This is a genomic window from Congregibacter sp. (assembly GCF_047617445.1).
GTDB lineage: Bacteria > Pseudomonadota > Gammaproteobacteria > Pseudomonadales > Halieaceae > Congregibacter.
The window spans coordinates 33,035-55,752 of record NZ_JBLGBE010000013.1; the positions used below are offsets into that span (position 1 = coordinate 33,035).

Annotated in this window: 21 protein-coding genes and 1 pseudogene; 11 read left to right on the forward strand and 11 right to left on the reverse strand. The window is 55.4% G+C overall.

All coding sequences use genetic code 11. The features are described 5' to 3' along the window. The first annotated feature begins 114 nt into the window (after positions 1 to 114). The 9 genes from ACI9KD_RS05130 (at position 115) to ACI9KD_RS05170 (ending at position 9,695) form a co-directional block, all read left to right on the forward strand. Complete coding sequence (locus ACI9KD_RS05130; protein ID WP_414980085.1) at positions 115 to 1,575, forward strand: coniferyl aldehyde dehydrogenase; 1,461 nt, start codon at positions 115 to 117, stop codon at positions 1,573 to 1,575. After that, a complete protein-coding gene (gene glpQ, locus ACI9KD_RS05135) occupies positions 1,463 to 2,671 on the forward strand; it encodes a glycerophosphodiester phosphodiesterase (protein WP_414980086.1) in 1,209 nt (402 codons plus the stop codon). The genes ACI9KD_RS05130 and glpQ overlap by 113 nt, the downstream gene beginning before the upstream one ends. 42 nt (positions 2,672 to 2,713) lie before the next feature. Next, positions 2,714 to 3,088: an MmcQ/YjbR family DNA-binding protein gene (locus ACI9KD_RS05140; RefSeq protein WP_414980087.1), complete on the forward strand. Its 375-nt coding sequence runs from the start codon at positions 2,714 to 2,716 to the stop codon at positions 3,086 to 3,088. After that, positions 3,085 to 4,533 (forward strand): pyruvate kinase, encoded by a 1,449-nt coding sequence (gene pyk / locus ACI9KD_RS05145; RefSeq protein WP_414980088.1) that lies wholly within the window; start codon positions 3,085 to 3,087, stop codon positions 4,531 to 4,533. The genes ACI9KD_RS05140 and pyk overlap by 4 nt, the downstream gene beginning before the upstream one ends. Before the next feature lie 103 nt (positions 4,534 to 4,636). Continuing rightward, positions 4,637 to 5,677, forward strand: a complete 1,041-nt coding sequence (arsB, locus tag ACI9KD_RS05150; protein WP_414980089.1) for an ACR3 family arsenite efflux transporter — start codon at positions 4,637 to 4,639, stop codon at positions 5,675 to 5,677. Positions 5,678 to 6,150: 473 nt separating this feature from the next. Further along, on the forward strand, positions 6,151 to 6,357 hold the full coding sequence (locus ACI9KD_RS05155) for a cold-shock protein (protein ID WP_414980090.1): 207 nt from the start codon (positions 6,151 to 6,153) through the stop codon (positions 6,355 to 6,357). Positions 6,358 to 6,469: 112 nt separating this feature from the next. Next, positions 6,470 to 6,916: a PaaI family thioesterase gene (locus ACI9KD_RS05160; RefSeq protein WP_414980091.1), complete on the forward strand. Its 447-nt coding sequence runs from the start codon at positions 6,470 to 6,472 to the stop codon at positions 6,914 to 6,916. 50 nt (positions 6,917 to 6,966) lie between these two features. Further along, the gene (locus ACI9KD_RS05165) at positions 6,967 to 8,388 is read left to right on the forward strand and encodes a M20/M25/M40 family metallo-hydrolase (protein ID WP_414980092.1); all 1,422 of its coding nucleotides are present in this window, start codon (positions 6,967 to 6,969) and stop codon (positions 8,386 to 8,388) included. A gap of 14 nt (positions 8,389 to 8,402) precedes the next feature. After that, positions 8,403 to 9,695, forward strand: coding sequence for an MFS transporter (locus tag ACI9KD_RS05170; RefSeq protein ID WP_414980093.1), 1,293 nt, complete (start codon positions 8,403 to 8,405; stop codon positions 9,693 to 9,695). Here the strand turns inward: ACI9KD_RS05170 and ACI9KD_RS05175 are convergent. The 4 genes from ACI9KD_RS05175 to ACI9KD_RS05190 are packed head-to-tail and all read right to left on the reverse strand — an operon-like array spanning position 9,692 to position 14,704. Continuing rightward, a complete protein-coding gene (locus ACI9KD_RS05175; protein ID WP_414980094.1) occupies positions 9,692 to 10,900 on the reverse strand; it encodes an acetyl-CoA C-acyltransferase in 1,209 nt (402 codons plus the stop codon). The two genes, ACI9KD_RS05170 and ACI9KD_RS05175, sit on opposite strands and share 4 nt — an antisense overlap. Next, positions 10,897 to 12,129, reverse strand: coding sequence for an acetyl-CoA acetyltransferase (locus ACI9KD_RS05180; RefSeq protein ID WP_414980095.1), 1,233 nt, complete (start codon positions 12,127 to 12,129; stop codon positions 10,897 to 10,899). The genes ACI9KD_RS05175 and ACI9KD_RS05180 overlap by 4 nt, the downstream gene beginning before the upstream one ends. Next, complete coding sequence (locus tag ACI9KD_RS05185) at positions 12,126 to 13,796, reverse strand: class I adenylate-forming enzyme family protein (RefSeq protein ID WP_414980096.1); 1,671 nt, start codon at positions 13,794 to 13,796, stop codon at positions 12,126 to 12,128. Before ACI9KD_RS05185 ends, ACI9KD_RS05180 begins: the two co-directional genes overlap by 4 nt. Further along, complete coding sequence (locus tag ACI9KD_RS05190) at positions 13,793 to 14,704, reverse strand: NAD(P)H-dependent flavin oxidoreductase (RefSeq protein WP_414980097.1); 912 nt, start codon at positions 14,702 to 14,704, stop codon at positions 13,793 to 13,795. The genes ACI9KD_RS05185 and ACI9KD_RS05190 overlap by 4 nt, the downstream gene beginning before the upstream one ends. A gap of 149 nt (positions 14,705 to 14,853) precedes the next feature. On the opposite strand from ACI9KD_RS05190, the gene ACI9KD_RS05195 reads away from it, so the two are divergent. Both ACI9KD_RS05195 and ACI9KD_RS05200 read left to right on the forward strand, forming a co-directional pair. Next, complete coding sequence (locus ACI9KD_RS05195) at positions 14,854 to 16,389, forward strand: carotenoid oxygenase family protein (RefSeq protein ID WP_414980098.1); 1,536 nt, start codon at positions 14,854 to 14,856, stop codon at positions 16,387 to 16,389. A gap of 15 nt (positions 16,390 to 16,404) precedes the next feature. Continuing rightward, the gene (locus ACI9KD_RS05200) at positions 16,405 to 17,370 is read left to right on the forward strand and encodes an SDR family NAD(P)-dependent oxidoreductase (RefSeq protein WP_414980099.1); all 966 of its coding nucleotides are present in this window, start codon (positions 16,405 to 16,407) and stop codon (positions 17,368 to 17,370) included. A 26-nt stretch (positions 17,371 to 17,396) separates the two neighbouring features. Here ACI9KD_RS05200 and ACI9KD_RS05205 read toward each other — a convergent pair whose 3' ends face one another. From ACI9KD_RS05205 to ACI9KD_RS05235, 7 genes and pseudogenes are all read right to left on the reverse strand, one after another. After that, entirely contained in the window at positions 17,397 to 18,209 is an 813-nt protein-coding gene (locus ACI9KD_RS05205; protein ID WP_414980100.1) for a DUF1295 domain-containing protein, read from the reverse strand. Positions 18,210 to 18,240: 31 nt separating this feature from the next. Continuing rightward, positions 18,241 to 19,110, reverse strand: a complete 870-nt coding sequence (locus ACI9KD_RS05210) for an SDR family NAD(P)-dependent oxidoreductase (RefSeq protein ID WP_414980101.1) — start codon at positions 19,108 to 19,110, stop codon at positions 18,241 to 18,243. Positions 19,111 to 19,112: 2 nt separating this feature from the next. Then, positions 19,113 to 19,898: a DUF1295 domain-containing protein gene (locus tag ACI9KD_RS05215; protein ID WP_414980102.1), complete on the reverse strand. Its 786-nt coding sequence runs from the start codon at positions 19,896 to 19,898 to the stop codon at positions 19,113 to 19,115. A 25-nt stretch (positions 19,899 to 19,923) separates the two neighbouring features. Continuing rightward, positions 19,924 to 20,127, reverse strand: coding sequence for a hypothetical protein (locus ACI9KD_RS05220; RefSeq protein ID WP_414980105.1), 204 nt, complete (start codon positions 20,125 to 20,127; stop codon positions 19,924 to 19,926). Between the two features lie 74 nt (positions 20,128 to 20,201). After that, positions 20,202 to 20,501 (reverse strand): annotated as a pseudogene (locus ACI9KD_RS05225) (SDR family NAD(P)-dependent oxidoreductase); the annotation flags it as partial. After that, positions 20,389 to 20,628, reverse strand: coding sequence for a hypothetical protein (locus tag ACI9KD_RS05230; RefSeq protein ID WP_414980106.1), 240 nt, complete (start codon positions 20,626 to 20,628; stop codon positions 20,389 to 20,391). The gene ACI9KD_RS05230 and the pseudogene ACI9KD_RS05225, both read right to left, overlap by 113 nt. Positions 20,629 to 20,644: 16 nt before the next feature. After that, entirely contained in the window at positions 20,645 to 22,516 is a 1,872-nt protein-coding gene (locus ACI9KD_RS05235; protein WP_414980103.1) for an AMP-binding protein, read from the reverse strand. Between the last annotated feature and the right edge of the window lie 202 nt (positions 22,517 to 22,718).

Sequence of the window (22,718 nt, forward strand, 5' to 3'; positions counted from 1 at the left end):
CCTCAATTTTTGTCCACGTTGAAGAAAGCTTTCGCAACAACAAACTGGTCAAAAAACACCCAATCACAGCTATACTGAGAGGCTAAGCTTAATAACTGCTATTGGAGAAGAATAATGAATGCGCCTCAAACTGCCACGAACGTCGCGGATGCCGAAACGCTCATGCAAAGCGTCCTTGAAGCACAGCGAAGTGACTACCTCGCCGAAGGCAGCGTCAGCGCCGCGACCCGCCGAGACCGCCTGAGCCGGGGTATCGATGCCTGCATCAAGTACCAGGACAAACTGGTTGATGCGCTAAACACCGATTTCAGCTGCCGCCCCCGCGAAGTATCGCTCCTCACCGACGTCGCCGCCTCCATTACGCCTCTTAAGCACTGCAAGAAGCATCTCGAAAAATGGATGCGCAGCGAGAAACGCCCCACCATGTTTCCTGTGAACCTGCTCGGTGGCCGCTCTACCATTGAGTTTCAACCCAAAGGCGTTGTGGGCATCATCTCTCCCTGGAACTTCCCAGTGAACCTGACCTTTGGTCCACTTGCAGGAGTTTTGGCGGCGGGCAACCGAGCTATGATCAAACCCTCGGAGTTCACTCCAGCAACCTCAGAAGTCATGGCCGAAATGGTCGCCGAGGCCTGGGACGAAAAAGAAGTCGCCATATTTACCGGCGGCCCCGAAGTAGGCCAGGCCTTTTCTGGACTGCCCTTTGATCACCTGGTCTTCACCGGTGCTACGAGCATTGCCCGACACATTATGGCCGCTGCTTCGCGCAATTTAGTGCCGGTTACTCTGGAGCTCGGCGGAAAATCACCGGTGATCATTTCTCGAGACGTCGACCTGAAGATGGCCGTCCAGCGGATCATGTTGGGCAAGACTCTCAATGCCGGACAAATCTGCCTGGCACCCGATTACCTCATGGTGCCCGAAGAGCGTCTTAGCGAAATCGTTGAGGCACTTAAGTCAGTCACCGAAGAGATGTACCCCAAGCTGCTGGACAACCCGGAGTACACCTCGGTAGTCAACGAGCGCCATTTCCAGCGCCTCAATGGTTATCTCGCTGATGCGGCTGAGCGCGGTGTAACAACAACGTCCATCAACCCCGCCAACGAAGACTTTGCCTCACAGCAAGGCACCTTCAAGATTCCACCCACGCTGGTCGTCAATCCTCCCGAGGACAGCAAGGTGATGGAAGAAGAGATCTTTGGACCCATTTTGCCGATTAAGACCTACAAGGAATTTTCGGAAACCATCGATTACGTCAACGCGCACCCACGTCCCCTGGGCGCTTACTACTTTGGCCGTAACAAAGATGAAGAAGAAGCTATTCTAAAGCGCACCACCTCTGGCGGTGTCACTATCAACGACGTGATCATGCACATCATGCAAGAAGAGCTTCCCTTTGGTGGTGTAGGCCCCAGCGGTATGGGCGCTTATCATGGTCATGACGGGTTCAAGACATTCAGTCATGCCAAAGCTATTTTCCGCCAATCGCGCTTTAACATCGGCAAGCTCGGCGGCATGTTGCCGCCCTACGGACCTGCCACCGAAAAAACCATCAAGATGCAGGTCAAAAAGTAGCTATCGACTTAAGCTGCTAAGTCACACCGTGCAACGGCCTGCAAAGACCCGCGCACGGTGCATTGCTACACTTAGGCGTATTAGCCTGCTCTGCGTCTTGGCTCAGGGGGGCTGCGCCATGACAACACAACAACCCATCGTCATCGCCCACCGGGGCGCCAGCGCTTATCTTCCCGAACACACACTGCCGGCCAAAGCTATGGCCCACGCCATGGGCGCGGATTTTATTGAGCAGGATGTGGTGCTGACCCGGGACGGCATGCCCATTGTTCTGCACGATATCCATCTGGACTCGACCACCGATGTTGCAAAGGTGTTTCCAGACAGGGCCCGGGCCGATGGCCGTTTCTACGCTATTGATTTCACTCTCGCCGAAATCCGCCGCCTTCGAGCACATGAGCGCCGAAATCCCAATGGAGAGGCCGTGTTTCCTGAGCGCTTTCCGGCCATTGCAGGCTTGTCTGCTGTGCCCACGCTGGCAGAAGAAATCGCGTTGATCGCCGGACTCAACCGCAGTCGCGATCATCAGGCGGGACTCTACGTAGAGATGAAGGCCAGCGCCTTTCATCACAGCGAGGGGCAGGACCTACCCGCAGCGGTGATGCAAGTACTCAAAGAAAGTGGCTGGGACCAGCGTAAGGATCTCGTATTTCTTCAGAGCTTTGAGCCCGAGGCCCTGCGACAACTCAAGTACAAGCTCAAGACCGTGCTACCCCTGGTCCAGTTGATTGCAGAGAACGCTTGGGATGAGAGCGGCAGTGTCGACTTCGATGCCCTGCGTACCGACGCGGGTCTGGATGCCGTTGCCGAGTATGCCGATGGCATTGGACCCTGGCTCATGCAGCTCTATCTGGGCACGGATGATCAGGGCAAATATCAAATCACTGACCTGGCGAAGCGCGCCCATGCGCGAGGCCTGGTGGTTCACCCTTACACCTTCCGAGCGGATCAATTGCCGCCGGGGATCAGCAGTTTCGAAGAACTACATCGGCTGTTTTTTGAAGACTTGCAGGTCGATGGCGTCTTTAGTGACTTCCCGGATCGCAGTCGGGCGCTCAGCGAAGCATTTGCCAACACAGCAAAGCCCTCGTCTTGAACGTCAAACAATCACAGTCTTGATGTTTTTAAAGTCCCTGCCTTGAACTACGATGACGCGCGTAATTACGTTTTAGGACGCCCGGAGGCCTGGGAGGACTACCCTTTTGGTCCGGGTGTGGCGGTATTGAAGGTGCAGAACAAAATGTTCGCAACGCTGGGAACCGAGGATGGCGTGGCGCGCATGAATCTCAAATGCGAGCCTAACGAAGCGCTGATGCTTCGCGATATCTTCGAGGCAGTAATGCCTGGCTATCACATGAACAAACGACACTGGAATACGGTGCTACTTGACGGCAGCATCCCAAAAGGTGAAATCGAGCGCATGATCGATAACTCCTACGCACTAGTGGTGCAGGGACTACCGAGTCGTCAGCGCAAGGCCTTACAACTAAGAACAGGGCAAAAAATCACGTGAGTACCAAAGTAAATCGACGTACCAAGATAGTCGCGACTATCGGTCCCGCCAGCGAAAGCGCGGAGTCTATCGGACAACTGCTGGAAGCCGGTGTGGACGTGTTTCGCCTGAACTTCAGCCACGGCAGTGTTGATCAGCATGCGGCGGTTGCTGACCGTATTCGCAAGCAATCGGTTGTGCACGGACGCTACGTCGGCATCCTCGCCGACCTTCAGGGTCCCAAGATTCGCATAAGCAGCTTTAGTGCCGGCAGTATCAAACTGAATGTCGGCGACCGCTTTAGACTGGACAGCCGCATCTCTGAGGGTGGCGGTGATCAGCGGGGAGTCAGCTTTAGCTATCTCCCCATGCTCGACAGCCTCCAAAGCGGCGACATCCTATTGCTGGATGATGGTCGGATTCGGCTGCGCGTGGATGATGTCGAGAAATCGGCCGTGGATTGCACGGTAACTGTGGGCGGCAAATTGGGCTCTCGCAAAGGTATCAATCGCTTAGGCGGAGGCATCGCGGCACCGGCACTCACTGAAAAAGACGTCGAGGACATTGCGAGCCTGGGGCGCATCGCACCGGACTACGTGGCGATCTCTTTTGTTTCCAGCCTTAAAGACATCGAACACGCCCAGTCCCTCCTGAAGGCGCAAGATCTATCGGTCGCAGTGATTGCCAAGATTGAGCGCGCCGAAGTTGTTGCGGACGACGACATACTCAATGGGATTATCAAAGCCTCGGACGGCATCATGGTCGCGCGAGGAGATCTGGGTGTGGAGGTCGGCGATGCGGAACTCATCGGCATACAAAAGGACCTCATTTCCCGGGCGCGGCGTATGGATCGTCTGGTCATCACAGCAACTCAGATGATGGAGTCGATGATTAGCAGCTCCATGCCTACTCGCGCCGAAGTCTTTGACGTTGCCAATGCGGTGCTTGATGGAACGGATGCAGTGATGCTGTCGGCAGAAACCGCTGTGGGTGAATACCCGGTAGAAGTGGTTAAAGCGATGGCGGATGCCGCGCTGGGCGCCGAACGTCACCCGGTGGCGCGTACATCACGTTATCGCCTGGAGAGGCAGTTTGCGAGCCCTCAGGAAACCATCGCTATGTCGGCGATCTACGCAGCTAACCACTACAGCAATGTGCGTGGTATTGCCTCATTGACCGAATCAGGAACAACGCCGCTGCTCATGTCGCGGCTAAGCTCGGGCCTGCCTATTTTTGCGCTCTCAAACAATCCTCGCACGCTTTCACGACTGAGCCTGTGCCGGGGTGTTATTCCGCTGTACTTTGACGCCGAATCCTTTGAACACGATGACATCGAGGTCAATGCCATTGAGTACCTGCGTGATAACGATCTTTTGTCTAAAGGTGACTCACTGTTACTGACTCGCGGTGAAGTTATGGGTACGCCAGGGGACACCAACATTATGAAGATTTTGCCGGTTAGCTGAGGCGGCTTTGGATTGCCAGTGCAGCGGCTACTAGCGGAGTCGGATCTAAACGTCTCCACTGAACAACTCGCCGAGTTATTCCAGCGAATTGAAGAGGACAAACATGGGATTGTTTGAGCGTTATCTGTCCGTCTGGGTGGGGCTGTGCATTGTCGCTGGGGTTTTGTTGGGCAATGTGTTGCCTGGCGTATTTCAGGGAATTGCGACCATTGAGTACGCTCATGTCAACTTGATCGTCGCTGTTCTCATCTGGGTGATGATTTACCCAATGATGGTGCAGATCGATTTTACAGCGATCAAAGACGTTGGCAGAAAGCCGAAGGGGCTATTACTGACACTAGTTGTGAATTGGCTGATCAAGCCGTTCACGATGGCGGCGTTGGGCTGGATTTTCTTCAAGGTGCTTTTTGTGGGTTGGGTTGATCCCCAGTCCGCAACGGAGTACATCGCCGGGATGATACTCCTGGGTGTTGCGCCTTGTACGGCCATGGTGTTCGTATGGAGCCAGCTCACCGACGGCGATCCGAATTACACACTGGTGCAGGTTTCAGTCAACGACATCATCATGGTCTTTGCTTTTGCACCGCTTGCGGCTCTGCTTTTGGGTGTAACCGATATTGCCGTGCCGTGGGAGACCTTGCTGCTTTCCGTGGTGTTGTATGTGCTGCTACCGCTGGTCGCAGGCGCACTCACTCGCCGCCGGCTTGAGGGGAACGGAGACAACGGGCAAGTTGATGCGTTTGTCAGCGGATTAAAACCGTGGTCAGTGATTGGCTTGCTGGCAACCGTTGTTCTGCTGTTCGGTTTTCAAGCCGAAAAAATCATTGATGAGCCTGTGGTGATCGTGCTGATCGCAATACCGTTGCTGATCCAGACCTACGGCATCTTTGCAATTGCTTACGGCGCGGCAAAAGCCATGAAATTGCCACACAACATCGCTGCACCCGCCTGCCTTATCGGCACCTCGAACTTCTTTGAGCTAGCTGTGGCGGTAGCCATCTCTCTCTTTGGTTTGAATTCAGGAGCCGCTTTAGCGACGGTCGTAGGTGTTCTTGTTGAGGTTCCGGTGATGTTGTCGCTTGTTGCCATGGTCAATCGTACGCGGCATTGGTTTGAGCATGAGCATCCTGATGCCTCGGTATAAGACCAATGGTGAATTGCTGGACAGCGTATGTAGTTCATACCCTGTATTAAAGGGCGATATAGAATCAGAATTGGCGCTAAAACCCTGAAGGCCACAAATTTGATGCAAGCAGCGCATTCCCACTGGGAGTGCTACACTTCAGGTGCTGTCTTGAACAGCAGGTTCATCCAGATAGAGACACAAGAACAAAAAGTACAGACGTTGTTGAATACGAAATCTTACGCCACGCCCGCGCAGATCCTGCGATCGCACATTTCCAACGCCTTATGCGGCAAGGGATAGTCTCCCCTGTCCGTACTCGGCTGCCTGGTCATGCTGCCTGTAGCTTTCTCGTTTGCGTGGAATCAAGAGAGTAGTAGAAGTCACTATCTGGTGTAAGCACTATATAAAACCGCTAGAGCCAACATCGCTATAAGGCTGCATTACGCAGTGTCAGCAATGAAGGCGGCGGAGTAAATTAAAGGTAAAAAAGTATGTCGACAGTAACCGGTACCGTAAAGTGGTTTAACGAATCCAAAGGCTTTGGCTTTATCGAACGCGAAGGCGGCCCAGACGTTTTCGTTCACTTCAGTGCGATCAAAGGTGACGGATTCAAAACGCTGACTGACGGTCAGAAAGTAGAATTCACGGTCACGGACGGCCAGAAAGGCCCCCAAGCAGAGGACGTGGTTCCTGTCTGACATCGTCTGACACACTACTACGAACACCCCGCTGAGCCCATTGAGACTCAGTCAGAAGCCCCGGAGACGGGGCTTTTTTGATGGTACATCACGCAAAACGTAAGGACTGATTATGTCAACATCTATGGGTCTACTTATCAGTCAGGGTGACTGGCCGGCATTAGAATCTCGCTTCAATGAAATGGAGTTTGTACAGCGCCTGGGCTTGGTCGTCGACCTTTCCGACCCGGATCGGCCCCGTGGCGATGTTTCAAAAATCGAGTCCTATCATCTGGGCGGCATTGGTCAGGACTTTGTAAACGGTGCCGTGACCTCAGGCGTTATCGATATCATTTTGGGGCTGACGGGATTGCGCTTTGCCGAAATGGGCTATTTCGCAACTCGAAACCTGCAGATAGACCTGACCCTGCCGGTAGAAAAACATGGGTTTTATGTGACCTCTCGTGCCACCCGCCGTATCGGAAAGAACCTCTTTGCAGAGGCTACTGTTTTCAACCCCGATGGCGAACCCCGGGTTCATGCAACCGGTCTGGTACGTATTGGCATTCGCAAGAGCTGAATTCAACAAGGCATGGCACACTAACAGCCGCCACTTTTAGGGGATTATCGATGAACAAGTTAGCCACGATCTCGCTCAAGGCTCTTCTTTGCCTAACACCCATGACCGTTGCAATGAGCCCCGCGTTTGCGCAGGACAATGACTTGGGGCTTAGCGAAGGAAGCGTAGAGCACGCGACAGCATTGCGCGACGCCGCAATGAAAGGCTCCATGGCTTATACCATCGTAGAATCACTAACGACCGAGGTTGGGCCCCGACTCGCCGGAACCGCAGCTGAAGCCCGAGGCAGAGACTGGGCCGTTGCAAAGCTTCAGGGCCTCGGGTTTAAGGATGTCCGGGTAGAACCGTTCACCATGCAGGCGTGGGAACGAGGCTCGGAGAGTGCCGAGCTACTGAGCCCTTACCCCCAACCTCTCTCACTGACGACCCTGGGTGGATCTGTGGCGACGCCTGAGACCGGCCTGAAAGCAGACATCGCTATGTTTTCGACGCTCACAGAACTTGAGGCGGCTGAACCAGATAGCCTTTTAGGAAAGATTGCCTTTGTGTCCCATGCCATGCAAAAAACGCAGAACGGCTCTTCTTATGGGTTCCATGGCCGCCTCCGCCGCAGCGGCGCCAGCATTGCCGCTAGCAAGGGCGCCATCGCGATTCTTATTCGATCCATTGGTACCGATTCCCATCGCATGCCGCACACGGGTTCTATGCGCTACGATCCGGCTATCAACAAAATCCCCGCCGCCGCACTTTCCAACCCCGATGCAGACCAGCTGGAACGTATTCATGCTCGCGGCGAAACCATGCGCGTTAGTCTTAATTTACAGCCCAAAGCTTTGGGCGAAGTAGAAAGCGGTAATGTCATTGTCGACATTCGCGGCAGCGAGTCACCCGATGAAGTCGTTATCATCGGCGGCCACCTGGACAGCTGGGATCTTGGCACCGGTGCGATTGATGACGGCGCCGGCGTTGCCATCGCCACCGCCGCGGCCAAACTGATTCTCGATAGTGGTAAGCGCCCAAAGCGCAGCATTCGACTAATTCTCTGGGGTGCCGAGGAGGCAGGGCTGCTGGGTGGCTTTGCCTACCTCGAGCGTCATAAGAAAGACTTGGACAAACAGATCATCGGCAGTGAGAGTGACTTTGGCGCCGGCCGCATTTGGCAACTCACATCACAAGTCAGTGCAGAAGCTCAGCCGCTGGTTAATAAGATCGCCGAGTTGCTGGTTCCCATTGGCGTCGCACCAGGTAGCAATGACGCCCCGGGCGCAGGCCCTGATTTAACACCTCTGGTGAAAGCCGGAATGCCGTCGCTGCGGCTTCATCAGGATGGCAATGACTACTTCGACCTTCACCACACGGCAGATGATACTCTGGACAAGATCAACCCCCATGATCTTGATCAGAACGTAGCAGCGTTTGCTGTTTTTGCCTGGTTGGCGGCAGACAGTGGGCTTAGTTTTAAGGCCCCATAAGCCGAGGATAAAACATGAGAGAAGAAGGTAATAACAACGAGTTTTACGGCTGGAAGCTCGTCGCCGTCGTTTTTACCATCTACCTTATTAATACGGCTTTTCCCTACTACGGCGGGTCCGTGCTCAATGCGATGATGGCCGAGGATTTAGGCTTGGGCCGCAGCGAGCTGGGCTTTGGCTTCTCGGCCTTTTTGCTGTTTGTCGGCCTATCATCACCGCTTGTAGGCGTACTCGTAAATAAACTTGGGGTACGACTGACCTTCACATTAGGTGGACTGATATTGGCAGTCGGTGCATTCGCTATGGCCACGATTACCAGTACCGAACTCCATTACTACCTGTTTTTTGGGGCGGTCTGTGGACTGGGTTTCAGCTTTGCGGGAATCATTCCCGTGCAGTCGGTCATCACCTATTGGTTCAAACACCGAAAGCCTTTGGCAATGTCTGTGGTCCTGTGCGCCTCGGGTGTCGGGTCCATGTTGGCCATACCCGCTTTAAGCGCTGCGGTGGAATTCTTCGGTAACGATTGGCGGGTCGGCTGGTACATTGTGTGCGCTTGCTGTCTCGTCTCCGCGGCTCTCGCTATGTTGTTTGTGCGAAACAGCCCAGAAGAACTGGGGCAGCTCCCTGACGGAGACGCGAGCATCGAAGCCGCAGCCCTGGCAGACAGTGCCGCAAATAAGGTTAAGGGCGCGATCCATCACACGGACCACTCCTGGACGGTAAGCCAGGCGCTTAGAACCCCTGCGTTTTGGCTCATCGTTTTTGGAACAAGTGCCTTCACCATGGTGTTCAACCTGTGCATAGCCCACGGCGTAGTACATATGCAGGACCGAGGAATCGACGACTCACTGGCAGCCACCTCTGTGGGCTTACTGGTAATGGCCAGCGTTATTGGCCGTCTGGGAAGCGGCACTATTGGCAGCAAAATCGAGCCCCGTTTTACCTGGTGTTTCGGCCTCGTTTTCATGGGCATCGGATTACAAACCCTCGCGATGATCGACAGTAACTGGCAGATCTACGTGTATGCTCTGGGCGTGGGCGTGGGTTTTGGCGCATGCTACGTCAGTCTTGCCACAATGCTCGGCAACTACTTCGGTATGGCAGCGTTTGCGCCCTTACTTGGCATCGTAACGACCGTTACCTGCATCGTCGGCGCACTCTCCCCGGCAATGGGCGGCATGATCTATGACCGTCTCGGAGACTACGACCTGGCGTTTACCCTCATGCTTTGTGTGGCAGGAGTCGGCGCCCTCCTAATCCCCTTCGCTCGACCACCGCAGGTGCAAACCGTTAACTTGGCTTAAGCCGAAAGGTCTCGATCGATCAACAAGGCACTCCCGGAACCCGCCGCCCCGGCGGTAGAAACAATGCCCCGGCGCAATCCACGCCGCTCGAGTTCATCCAATAGAGTCAGGGTCAAAATAGCACCCGTAGAACCCATGGGATGCCCTAGGGCAATCACGCCACCGTTAACGTTATGACGCTCGCCATCAATCCCAAACTCCCGCTCGGCAACAACGCTAGTCGCCGCAAAAGCCTCGTGAATTTCGAATAGATCGATGTCGTCAACGGACAATCCTGTCTTATCGAGTAGTGACCGCACCGCTTTTACACAACCGGTGAGCACCTCAAGAGGATCATCAGCTACCGTGATACTACTGGCTATGCGGGCCCGAGCCGCCACACCAAGCGTCGCCGCACTAGTGCGATCACCCAGCAGTAGCACGCAAGCCGCATCGGCCATGGCGGGAGAATTACCTGCGGTGTGAATATGCTCTATAGCATCAAGACCTGGGCTGCTCGCCAGTTGGAACGCATCTGCACCGGCGGCACCAATTTTTGCGAAAACCGGCTCCATGGCAGCCAAGCCTTCCATCGTTATAGCGGGGCGAATGCACTCGTCTTCCAGGGCGACCCCCGTGGGCGTCTGGATAGGCACAATGGACTTGGCGAAGTAACCCTCAGCCCGTGCATGTGCGGAGCGTTGCTGACTATTGAATGCCACTGTGTCAGCTTCCTTGCGCGACACGCCGGCGCGGGACGCGATCAAGTCGGCACCGCTACCCATGAGTAAAACTCGGCATTGCATGGCAAAGTCCGGATCCTTAAACACCCGCGCTTCGTCTGCCATCATCGGCACCCGGGACATCATTTCGATCCCCCCGGCCATCAGTTGGCTGGCCGCTCCCACGTTAATTTTCATTGCCGCTAAAGCGACGGCATCAAGACCAGAAGAACAGTAACGATTGACCGTGAGGCCTGCTATCTCAAAAGGCCAGCCAGCGTACAAGGTAGAGGCTTTGGCGATGTTTCCTGCTTGCTCACCATACTGAGTGACGCAGCCAAGAATCGCTTCGTCGATGTTTTGAGGATTCAGGTCCGTACGTTCCTGAAGTGCCCGATACAGCTGCGCGAGCAACTCATGCGGGGTCACACCATGTAGACCACCGTCCGCTTTTGCCCTAGCGCGCGGACTGCGCACACCGCCATAAATTAGCGCTTCATTCAAGCGCCAACTCCTACTATCAGGCTGGCGCAGGTCGTTGCGCTACCCCCCAGATTAAAGGTGATCATGTTTTTTGCGCCGCTAATCTGCATAGCACCTGCTCGTCCGGTAACCTGACGAGCGCAATCCAGAGCCATCCGCACACCGGTAGCACCCACAGGATGTCCCAATCCAATCAGGCCGCCGCTGGCATTGATGGGAAAACTCCCGTCCCGCTCAATGATGCCCTCTTCTATGGCCTTAAAAGCTTCTCCGGGTGCGGTCAGACCACTGTGATCAATGGCCATGTACTCGGTAATTGTGAAGCAATCATGGGTCTCCAGGCCATCAAGCTCCGTGACGGCGCCAAAGCCACCACGGCCGAGCGCATCATGCAAAGCACCGGCAGCATGCGGGAACAACAGTGGCTGACCCTCGCTCATAGCGAACTTTTGCTCCAACAGCAGTGGTGCCGTGCGATGGCCCCAGCCCTTGATGCAGGGAATGTCAGTCAGCGAAAGACCTTTTTTCTGCGCATAGGCGATGGCTGCCTTTTCGCTGGCCAGAATCACGCATGCCGCACCGTCGGTAATCTGGCCGCAGTCGAGTCTGCGCACGCGGCCCTCGACAACCGGATTGAGCTTATCGTCCTCGCTGAAGCAACCCTCCGGAAACTCCCATTCGCGGGTTTGGGCGCTGGGGTTACGGCGAGCATTGGAAAAGTTTATTTCAGCTATTCGAGCCAAGTGTTCGTGACGCAACCCATGCCGCTTGTCGTACTCAGCGCTGATACGGTCGAACATAAACGGCCAGGGAAACTCTGCCTCCTGCGCTTCGTGGCCTTGCCAAGCCGCAGCGCCGAGATACTCAGCTCCCGTTCGCCCGTCGACATTGCGCATAAACTCAAGGCCCAGCACGCATGCCGTCTCGTAGTGACCGGCTTCAATATCGCGCATAGCGCCCAGCATCGCCATGGAGCCCGAGGCGCAGGCTGCCTCATGCCGAGAAGTGGGCATACCTGCCATTTCTGGATACACCTGCGCGAAGAAACCGCCAATCAATCCCTGTCTGCAGAAGAGCTCGCCCACGAAGTTGCCGACGTGGCCAACATCGATCTGTGCGGGCTCTACACCGGCATCTGCGATAGCAGATTCGAGGGCCTCTCGAAACATTGCGTAAATATCCAGCCCCTCGCGGTGCCAGTTGCGCGCAAAATCAGTTTGCGCGCCGCCGAGAATGTAAACCTTGCTCATGGAGTTGCTCCTTCTTGTTCGCGTGCTTCTACCTGCTCGCGGAGTACATTGCGCATTACCTTACCCAAAGGGTTCCTCGGCAATGCATCAAACACTTCCAAACGCTCGGGCAGCTTGAAACGCGCTACACCCTTTTCGCCAAGATGCGCACAAAGTGCTTCTAGTGTAGGAATTTCGGTGCCCGCTAAAGGCACGACGCAGGCGCAGACCTTCTCACCGAGATCCTCATCTGCATACGCACAAACCGATGCCTCTGCCAGCCCCAAGGCCCCCTCCAGAAGCGTGTCGAGCTCACTCGGCGAAAGCTTGATGCCGCCGCGATTAATAATGTCTTTACAGCGACCAACGATACGATAATGACTGGGCTTCTCTGGACATATCTCGACCAGATCACCGCTTCGAAAGAATCCGTCGGTAGTGAAAACATCGCTTCCATCGTGGTTGAGATAGCCATCGAATACACCTGGGCCGGCGACCGTTAGCTCACCGGATACCCCGGGCTCAACCACAATCTCTCCCGTGTCAGGATCATTGATGCGAGTAATAATCGCACCCTCGGCGTAGGTTCCAAAGTTCAAACCAGAAGCACCTAAGCGCGGAAAGAGACTGGCACGATGTTCTGGCGAGGGGGAGTTCTCCGGTGTAGAGATCAGCGCAATCCCTTCGTTGGATCCATAAAAATTGATAATCGCCTTCTTAAAGCGCGACTCGAAAGTCTCAATCATCGCCGGAGACAATGGTACCGAACCCGATCCGATAGCACGCAGCGCCGTGTAGTCAAACTGCTCCCACATTTCTGGCTGCTGCGCGAGTCGATTGAGCAGCGGTGGTGGTGCTAGCGTGTAGTTAATGCGTTCGTCTTGCAGCTGTTTCAAATACAGAGGGATGTCCAGCGGATGATGCAGCACCAGCGTGCAGTTATGCAGGGCTGACGGAAACAAAAAGCCACCCAGTGCCGCCATATTGATCATGGGGAAAGGTGACAAGAAACGTTCACCCTCGGTGAACTCAGCCGCGTAGCTAGTCAACCTTCCCTGAGCCAACCACATATTATGTGACCGCGGCACACCCTTGGGCGTGCCCGTGGTTCCGGAAGTCCAGGCGATGGTAAGGGTCGCGTTCGCATCACTCGCCCATTCACCTCCGGCGTCCTCGCTCAGGCCCGAAAAGACGTCAAGATCGTCGGTCACATCCCAAACGGGCGTGTCGCCCATGATCTCACGAGCCTGATCCGCAAGCCTGGACCCACGCAAATCGCCCAAGGTAATCATCGCTGCGGGAGCCAGCTCTTGCTTAAAGTGCGAGAGCTCGTGCTTGCCGTACTGCACTGCTGTGGGAGAAATCACCACGCCGAGCTTGCTCAGCGCGTAATAGAGCACAATCAATTCACTGGTATTGGGAAGCTGCAAAACAATCCGATCACCGGCCTTAACACCCCGGCGCGCAAGCTCCCGGGCACAGGCGCTGCTGGCCCTATCTAATTCCAGAACCGATAAGCGCCGCATCGGCTGGCCCATGAGATCAGCTTTATTCTCTGGATCGACCACCGCTTCGCGATCTGGCGTGGATTTGGCATTTGTCTCCAGAAGACTATGGAGTGTTTGACGGCCCCACAGTCCTGCCTCGGTGAGCTGAGCAATGCGTTGATCACTACTGCGGATGTTCATAGATCACAGGCCTCTCGGTATTCGCGCTCCAAGCGTTCAACAATAGCAGCGATAGGTAGTATGTCGTTGACCGATCCCGCGCCCTGCCCTGCCGCCCAGACGTCACGCCAGCGCTTAACATCACCCGCGGATTTGATGATATCGATGTCGCCGGCGCTGGGCATATTGTTGGGGTCATAGCCGGCTCGTTCCAAACTGGTACGAAGCCAGTTTGCCTTCACACCCGTCAGCGCATCAGAACAAACGATGTCACTGCCAGTCGCTTCAACGACCATATTTTTATAATCGGCCTCCGCCATGCTTTCGCTCGAAGCGATGAACCGCGTACCCATATAAGCATAGTCTGCGCCTAATACTTCGGCAGCCCGAACTGCGCGTCCTGTACTAATACCGCCACCAAGCACAACAATACCCTCAAAGTGTTGACGCACTTCCTGCACAAAGGCAAAACCTGACAGCTGCCCGGTATGCCCACCGGCACCCGCGGCCACGAGGACTAGACCATCGACGCCGATTGCAATCGCTTTTGCGGCAAAACGCATGTCAATGACATCTGCCAAAATTTTGCCGCCGTAGGCATGTACGCGCTCTACGGCTTCTTGAGGGCTACCCAGAGCAGTAATAACCAGGGGCGCCTGGTAGCGCTCTGCAAGAGCCAGATCGTCCATGCGCCGACTATTACTCCGGTGCATCATGAGGTTGATGGCCCAGGGAGCATCGTTTTCATCGACTGCAGCGGTTATTTTGTCCAGCCACGCCTCAAGCTCTTCAGTCGTGCGCGCATTGATCGATGGAAAGCTGCCTACAATGCCGGCCTTGCAGGCAGCAATGACCATCTCTGGTCCCGATTGCAAAAACATCGGTGCCTGAAACACCGGCACGCGCAGGCGCTTAAGAGGGTCGATCATAGGTAGAATTCCTGCCAGTCACTTTTATTAACGAACCGATTCTAGGCGAGAGGGAAAACGGGTGCAAGCGCCGCCAAATAGCGACTTGCATAATCGTACTGTAAAGATATACTGTTCGTATATAGGGGTAGTTACGCAGAGGAAAAAACATGCTGGACGCTGCACGAGTAATGATGGAGTACCCGTCTGTGCAAGAGTGCATTGGTGAGGTGACTCATTTTGATGACACGCCGCAATGGATATACGGTCTCGACAACCCCTACCTCCACGGGCCCTATGCTCCTACAGTGCATGAAATTTCCAAAGCGGGGCTGGAAGTAGAGGGCGAGCTACCAACCGATCTGGCGGGCGCCTATTTTAGAAACGGTCCCAACCCCGTTTATCCGCCTAAGAATCGCTACCACCCTTTTGACGGTGACGGCATGGTGCACGGTGTGTACTTCAAGGACGGGCAGGCCAGCTACTCCAATCGCTGGATTCAAACCGATGCTCTGCTTAGCGAACGTCAAAACATTCGTTCGATTTCGCCCGGGATCATGGGCCCCTTCGACTACAGCGTGTCTCCATTTGGAATCAAAGATACCTCCAACACTGATGTCGCCTTTTATCGCAATCAGCTAGTGACAATGTGGTACAACGCCGGAAACCCACTTGCGCTGCACGGACAATCGCTCGATACCCTGGAAGCCTTCAACATTGAGGGGCGCAAGCATCCCAGAATGTCGGCGCACTCCAGCGTCGACTGGGCAACCGGTGAATTTCTGTTCTTCGATTATGGCGATGAGCCACCCTTCATGACCTATGGCGTTGCCGATGCCAACGGCAAATTGCTGCATGAAACCGAAGTAGAACTGCCGGGCCCGCGCCTACCCCACGACATGGGCTACACCGAGAACTATACGGTGCTGCATGATTTACCCTTTTTTCACGACATGAATATACTGCGGCAACATCGCCGACGCGTACTGACTTTTCATACAGACATACCGACACGCTTTGGTATCGCACCACGTAACCCTCAGCGGCACGGCAGTAGCGCCATTAAGTGGTTCGAGTGTGAGCCCTGTTACATTCTGCATACCAGCAACTGCTGGGAAGACGGCGACTGGATCATCATGGACGGCAGCAGATCCACTAACCCCATGCCTGATGCCACAGGTGATGGCGGCGAGCTGTCACACATGTTGGCTTACATGCGTCTGGAAGCTAATAACTACCGCTGGCGCTTTAATCTTCGAACCGGCGAAGTACGTGAAGGCGATCTGGATGATTTGAACACCGAGTTCAACAAGATCAACCTCATGTTCAAGGGCGTAAAGAGCCGCTATGCCTACCATCAGCGCATACCGCTGTTGCACGAAGGTGGTCATACCCTGCGCTTTAATGGGCTTGTTAAGTATGACAATGAGACAGGCAAGCGCTGGGAGTACGACTATGGTCTCGGCGTGTTTGGTAGCGAGGCAGCCTTCGCACCCAAAACCGGCGCGACGCGCGACGGCGCGGAGGACGATGGCTACATCATCACCTTGGTCACGGACAGCAAGGACTGGTCGTCCTGGTCTCTAGTGTTTGATGCCACTGACATTGAACAAGGACCCATCGCACGAGTACGTATACCTCAACGGATACCTTTTGGGTTCCATGCAACCTGGGCGCGGGGCGAAGATCTCTGGGCTACATCTTAAGGACCTACTCAAAAAATGACGGCTTCAGATCTGGCAAAAATTCTCGGCTTTTATGGTCGATTTACCCCTACTTACAGCCGCATTGGTTATTGGGGCCGTCGCACGCAGTGGACGAGGTCAAAGCGAGATTTTACGGGTCAGAACTGGCTGGTTACTGGCGCCTCCGGTGGCATTGGTGCCGCTATTGTTGCCGGCGCAGCAGAAGCTGGCGCCACCGTGATTGCGGTAGCGCGCAGCGAAGACAAACTAGCTCAGGCCCGCGCGTCGCTATCACCCGAAGCGGCGGCCCGCGTAGAAAGCAGAATTTGCGACCTATCCTCGGTGGCATCCATCGCGACCCTACTGGCCTCCTTGCGTGATGATGGTAGGCGCATTGATGTGTTGCAAAACAACGTGGGGGTGCTGTTTAACGAATTGGAAATGACCGGGGAAGGTTTTGAGACTACCTACGTCATCAATCTGCTGGGGCAGTATCAATTGACAGAAGGCCTGATAGACGCGGGCTTGCTTGGAGAAAAACCTCTAATCGTGAACATGGCCTCAGGCGGTCTTTATAACGTTCCCCAGAATACCAAGCTGCTGAACGTAACTGATGCAAAGCGCTACGGCGGCAAAGTGGCCTATGCTTCGCACAAACGCGGTCAAGTCGTACTGTCTGGACTTTGGAACGAGCGGCTGAAGCCCATGGGCGGTCACAGCTACGTGTTGCACCCGGGCTGGGCACGCACAGAGGGTGTTCAAAAGGCACTGCCGACATTTTACAAAATTCAGGGCGCGATTTTGCGAAGCCCAGCGGAAGGTGCCGATACCGCGTTATGGCTTGCGGCCGAGCGTCCCTCTGCTGCCGGACGCAGTATTTGGTTTGATCGGGCCGTACGTCCAGAACACGTCTTTCCTCATACACACTCAGCAAAGTGTACTGATGAGGATCTGGTCGCCTTTCTGAAGCAGGACCTAAGTAAAGCGATCGCTAGCGAATAGTTCGAGCACACAGTCTCTACGGATTGTTAATTGCGCGGCGATTTTGGCGGCCAAAGAAACATCCCACTGGTTCTCTCCATGTACTGCGCATAACCCGGTTTCTCGCGCGCGAGCTTTTTATCGAGGGTCGCCTGTCCTGTTACGTTAACGATGAGGTGGCTGTAAGCCAAGGGACCAATAATGGAGACGATCGCCCAGGGGTTTGCACAGGCCATAACAAACACCCCCCACCAAACACACAACTCACCAAAGTAGTTGGGGTGTCGGGAGTACCGCCAGAGCCCCGACTGCAACACGGTGCCCTGTTTATCTGGATCCGCGCGAAAAGCAGTCAGCTGAACATCTGCAACGGTTTCAACTAGCAAACCTAGGAGGGCAATGGTGGCGCCGATGTAGGTCATCAATGTCGGCCCAGACGGCTCAGGCAACAAAATGGCCATTTGGGCCGGCAGCGTCGCAAACCACAAAACCACGCCCTGCAAAAGAAACACTTTGCGCAGGCTCAGCCAATGGAATGCCCACTCGCCCTCTACCCAGGTTCGCAGCTTGCTGTATCGGGGATCTTCGCCATGCCCCCAGTTGCGCCGAACCAGATGGGCTGTGACGCGCACGGCCCAAAGCGCAACAACCCCAAGCATCACCTTATCAGCGGCCCCTAGCTGTGGCGTCATGAGCGCCGAGGCAAGGAGTATCAGACACATAATCACGGCGAAAATCATGTCGATAATCGACACATCTTTAATGGCAATACTGACCAACCAGAGTGCCACTACGGCGCCAATCGCCACGCCAAAGTTAAGGAGCAAAGGCATACTAAGAGCTAAAAGAGGTTCCAGCATCAGTTAAGTCCTCAAGACGTTGAATTGCGCATCAGTTGCCGCCAATAAACGACTGAAACATCGCGACAGCATCACGATGCTCCAAAGCTACTGGAGAGCTCACAAGGCTCCTTAGCGCCGCGTCAATGCTCGCGTCGGCGCCGCCAACAACACCAGGAACGCCACACAACATCTTGGCGCGGGCCGCACGACCCGCTGCGGCCACCACTACTTCACCACTGATTTCACAGTCCGACGCCAGCAAGCGCGCGACGATCGGTGCGACCTCATCCGGTGCAAGGCCCGTCACAGTGGCCGCTTCAAGCGAGGCCTCCGTCATCTGGGTTCGAGCAAAAGGTGCGATGGCATTAACAAACACGCGGTGAGGCGCGCCCTCCAACGCGAGGCTTTGCATGAGGCCTATAAGCCCGGCCTTGGAAGCTGAATAAGCAGGCAGTCCATGCCCGCCAAACAAACCGGCGGCCGAGGTGCTCAGCAACACATGACCGGCGCGCTGTTCGTACAAATGACGAAAGGTGGGAAGTAAAAGATAGGCAGTACCGAGCAAATTGATACTGATGTTCTGCTCAATGCTCTGGGGAGTCTGCTTACAGAAGGAGGTCCCTTCAGAAACTCCGGCATTTGCAATCACCGCATCCAGACGTCCAAAGCTTGTCAAAGCGAGTGCAAGCAAGGACTCCCCGGTCTGTGGATCCTCCGCGGCGCCGTAGTGTGCCACCGCCTCCCCGCCCGCGGCGCGAACCTCGCGCACCACCGCATCCGCGCTGGTCTCCTCGTCCGAAGCATGTCGACGATTATTCACAACAATCGAGAAACCACGCTCAGCAAGATAGTGCGCATAAGCTCGGCCCAGGCCCTTGCCCGCACCGCTGATAATGACGACGCGCTGCGGCGCGGACATATTCAGGAACGCACTCTGGGCGGGCGCGGGATGAACCCGCTGGTGCGGGCGATGTAGTCTTCGTAACCCGGGCGGGACCGCTTCATGCGTCGCTCAAGGAGAGCTGCACCGCTCCAACGAACAAGCGTCCAATTGAGCAGCGCTGGACCCACCACTACCCACCAGGGCGCACCAGCATCCAAGGCGATAAGGAACAAACCCCACCAAACGCAGGCATCACCAAAATAGTTGGGATGCCGGGTGTAACGCCACAAACCACGGTCCATGACTTGCCCTTTGTTGTCCGGATTGGCGCGAAAGGCCGTCATTTGATGGTCGCCGATGCTTTCGAACAAGATCCCAAGTGCAGCAAGCCCGATACCGGCAAAAGCCAGAGCTTCCAAAGAGAACCCTGAGTCATAAAAAATCCCCAGTTGTACGGGTAAGGACACCACCCAGAGCATGACGCCCTGAAGCAAAAACACAGACTTGAGGGTAAAAAAATGAGGACTGCCCGAAGCCTTCTCGACCATCCGTACGTAGCGAGGATCCGCGCCATCGCGCCGCCAACGTAAGAACAAAAACAGACCCAGACGTAGACCCCAAACAGCGGTGATTAACAACAACACATGACTATGCAATGTCTCTTGCATACCCAGGTACCCGAAGCTGGCGACAGCAACGATGACAAAACCAAAAGCCCAGAAGCTGTCGATAAACGACACATCACCCAAGACAATACTGAGTAGCCACAGCGCTGACATGCATCCAATCAGCAACAGAAAATTAAACAACATCAAATCAAACACGGGTGGAGTCCTCAATAGATCGGGGCTAACGCCCCGTATGCAGAGTTTGCAGCTTCAGTGCGGCAGCCATCTGCTGCTCCAGTTTGGCCGGGTCGCGCGCCTGGGCTGCACGCACACTGACGGCGAAGGCATCCGTATCAACTTCCGGGATGTTTCTGCGCACCACTTTGAGCCCCGACGTAGCCACCGTCGCTGACGATTCCTTGTTGCCCTCGACATGCGCAGACATACGCGTATCGATGGAGCGCGCAAAGACACGCTCATGGCTCTGGCTGCAAACTTAGACGGGCTGTAGCCGCCCATGTTGGGTATCGGCACTATGGCAGCCGCCGACAGCACGTTCATTATCGCACCCCCACCGTTAGCGTTGAGAATCGGCGCAAAGGTCCGGGACATCTGTAAGGGGCCAAAGTAGTTCACCTCTATCTCCTGTCGCGCCGCCGTGATATCTGGGGCAGTGAGTAAGGTGGTATCAGCAAACAGGCCGGCGTTATTGACCAACAGCTGTACGTCCTGACACAGCGCAGCCAGATCGGTAATCGACTTCGAGTCCGTGACATCCAAAACCACGGGGTGAATCCTGAGCGTCAAACTCCAGATCACCGGCCTCCGGGTTACGGCAAGCGGCGTAAACCTTTTGTGCACCGGCCTCCAAAAGCGCTGCAACAAAGGCCGCGCCGATTCCTCGATTGGCCCCGGTCACTAAAGCGGTACAGTTCGTCAGTTCCATGATTTGTTCCCGATGCTCAAGTCGACGCTACGATTACCTGCTTTCCCGGCGCGTCTTTGAAGAGATTGGCAATTTCATCGCTGCGATTATCTGCCGCGATGCGTTGATTAATGGTGCCCTTGTCGGATATCTCATGACGTTGCGGATCAGGAGGGCTTTGCATGAACGCCAGACGCCGCAATGCTGAGCTGCGGCCAGGGTTAGCTCCGTTGTAGTTGCGCAAACACTGCTCCAGCTTCGCTCTCACTGATGGGTGCGCAGCCAAAACCGTAGGATCTGTACTATCAAGGCCCGATAGGGTTTGCAGGCCCGCAATGTTGGGTACTACTAACGCGGCCAAAAAGGCTTCGTTGACACCGCAGAGAAGGAGGTCCGAGAACGCCGGCGAAAATGCGGCGAGAATCTCGGCGCGAACAGCACCGGCCCGCACCCAAGTGCCGGAACTCAGCTTGAACTCCTCTACCAAGCGTCCAGCGTAGGCAAGGCCCTGCTCGGGGTCACTCTCATCGTGAAATCTAGCAGCATCACCGGTTCTGAAGCAGCCGTCTTCATCAAAGGCGCCGGCTGTTGCCTGTGGGTTGTTGAGGTAGCCCTGCATAACATTGGGCCCCCGTAGACGAATTTCATAGCGGGCATCGCCAAGCGGTACAAGGCGCGTCTCCACACCCGGCATGGGCAGTCCAATACCGACCTTGTCTGTAGGGAAATAAATAGCCATGCAGCCAGACGCGCTTTCCGTCAATCCGTAGCCGGTGGTCATCATGATGCGACTGCCGGTCTCGGCCACAGCCATACCCTGTAAAGCGTCCATCACAGGCTGAGAAAGGCCCGCCCCCCCGTACAGCATCAGTCGAAGCTTCTCAAAAAACACCTGCCGCAGCTTGCTGTCATCCCGCAGAGCATCGACCAACATTCCGTAACCCAGAGGCACATTGCAGAAGTAGGTGAGAGGAGCCTCCCGTAAGTTGGCTATGGTTTCTGCGAAGAGCCCAAGCGCTGGTTTGCCATCATCGATGTAGAGAGAACCACCAAAGGTCGCTGCCGCATAGAGGTTAAAGGCACCCGATACATGGCTCCACGGCAACCAATCGAGCATGTACTCTGACCAACCGGCTGCTTGCCCAAGTATCTGCCGCGCCTGATGAAGATTCGACAGGATCATTCGCTGAGTCTGTATGACGGCCTTAGGTCGACCGGTCGAGCCGGAGGTAAGCATGTAGGCACACGGCGCATCGGGATCTCCATCACCGCTACCTTCCAGGGGCGAAGACTGCTCAAGGTGATGGAGGTCTATCGTACGTATCGGGAGCCCATCGGACCCTGCCAGATCACTGCTCAAGAGCGTGTAATCACCTTGCGCGAAAATGCTCGCGGCGCCCAGCACTGTGGCTGCGACATCGGCAAACAGATATCGCGGCTGCACAAGGTCCCGCACATAAGCCAGACGACCAAAATCACCCCCGGCTGTTAGATACGCCGCGCTGACCGGACAGACAACAACGCCTGCCGCGATGGCGCCGAGTCGTACCACCGCGTGATCAATAGAGTTACCTGTGAGCAGGAGCAGGACCTCGCCACGGGCATCTTGCTCCGTGAACCAACCCGCCACGCGCCGTACCCGAACTTCGAGTTCACCATAGCTCAGGCGATCCCAGGCTGCGCCGGCGGCAGCTCCTCCTGGTTCGCGGCGTGCATAGGCCGTTTTGTCGGGTTGCGCCAGCGCCTGCTGGCTAATGTGATGGATAAACAGCGCCGCAAAGGGCTCCAGCGGCATGCCGTGGGTTAGCCATATATGACCATCAGCTTCCCGGCGTACGCGCAGGTCCATAGGTGGCAAATCATTGGGGCGAACCGGCGCATGCCGCCAGTGCTGCTGAGAATCAGTCATTCCGTGGATTACGTCCAATCCGGCCTAACAGCTAAGCGGACTATGCTGCGCTCGTTGGTCGGCCGACTTTATTAGTCTTGTTATGAAAGATACTATCTTGGTAGTAGTGTGGCAAGAAAAGCCCGCCGACAAATCCAGATCAGCGCGAAGCCAACTTCGCGTAATACACCAGGAGAATCCCCTATGGCCCAAAGCTCCGGTC